This is a genomic window from Streptomyces sp. DvalAA-14 (assembly GCF_900091855.1).
Classification (GTDB): domain Bacteria; phylum Actinomycetota; class Actinomycetes; order Streptomycetales; family Streptomycetaceae; genus Actinacidiphila.
Genome location: NZ_FMCH01000393.1, coordinates 1 through 1,397 on the forward strand (window position 1 = coordinate 1; position 1,397 = coordinate 1,397).

General features: G+C 74.9%; 2 pseudogenes. Both read left to right on the top strand.

The annotated features are described in order from the left end of the window. Window positions 1–207, top strand: a pseudogene (locus tag GA0115240_RS37085) (serine/threonine protein kinase); the annotation flags it as partial. A gap of 296 nt (window positions 208–503) precedes the next feature. Then, window positions 504–1,397, top strand: a pseudogene (locus GA0115240_RS20945) (serine/threonine-protein kinase); the annotation flags it as partial.

Consider the following 1,397-nt stretch of genomic DNA (forward strand, 5'->3'; position numbering starts at 1 on the left):
CCCGGGCTCGGCTGCCTCAAGGGCTGCCTGATGGTGATCCTCGTGCTCGTCGTGATCTTCGTGCTGATCTGGTACACCACGCCGCTGCCCGACTGGGTGAACAGCACGCACAACCTGTGGGACGCCGGCTCGGACTGGGTCAGCACGGTGTGGAACAAGGTCGCCTCGGTCACCGGCGATTCGGGCGGCGGGTCCGGCAACGGCTGAGCGCTGGGCCGCCGCTGGTGACCGGGCCGACCCGGCCGGAAGCCGCGGCGGCCCGGGCGGCGGGTGAGCGGCCGAGCGCCGGTCCTGCCCAGGTGGCCCAGCCGTTCCGGCTCCCGGGCCGCCCCCGCCTCGCCGCCAACCCCCCGCCGGCCCGCCGAGGTTGACGACATGTCGACTTCTGAAGGGTGATTTCTCCGCCGATACTCCTCCTGACCGCCCGCCCGTACCCCGAACAGCCGCTGACCCGCGTAGTTTTGTCGCCAACGCGACGGACCTTCGGAGGAGTCGGAGCAGCCTTGGCCAGGAAGATCGGCAGCCGGTACACCGCACACCAGGTGCTCGGGCGGGGGTCCGCCGGCACGGTGTGGCTCGGCGAGGGTCCCGAGGGGCCGGTCGCGATCAAGCTGCTGCGCGAGGACCTGGCCTCCGACCAGGACCTGGTGGGGCGCTTCGTGCAGGAGCGCACCGCGCTGCTCTCCCTCGACCACCCGCACATCGTCGGCATCCGCGACCTCGTGGTGGACGGCACCGACCTGGCGCTGGTGATGGACCTGGTCCGCGGTACGGATCTGCGCTCCCGGCTGGAACGGGAACGCCGGCTGACCCCGCAGGCGGCCGTCGCCGTCGCCGCCGATGTGGCCGACGGGCTGGCCGCCGCGCACGCGGCCGGCGTGGTCCACCGCGACGTCAAGCCGGAGAACGTGCTGCTGGACTCGGCGGCCCCGCCCGGCCCGGGCGGCGCCCCGCCCGCGCTGCTCACCGACTTCGGCATCGCCCGGCTGGTGGACTCCCCGCGCCGCACCCGCGCCACGAGGATCATCGGCACGCCGGACTACCTGGCCCCGGAGATCATCGAGGGCCTGCCGCCGCGCGCCTCGGTGGACATCTACGCCCTGGCCACCGTGCTGTACGAACTGCTGGCCGGGTTCACCCCGTTCGGTGGCGGGCACCCGGGCGCGGTGCTGCGCCGGCACGTGACCGAGACCGTCCAGCCGCTGCCGGGCCTGTCCGACGAGCTGTGGCAGCTGCTCGCCCAGTGCCTCGCCAAGGCGCCGGCCTCGCGGCTGACCGCCGGGGACGCTGGGCGCGCGGCTGCGCGAGCTGCTGCCGGGCCTGGCCGGCGCGCCCGCGCTGGAGGTGGCCGCGCCCGGCGCCGACGGGAGCGCCGCCGAGACGCCGTACGCCGACGA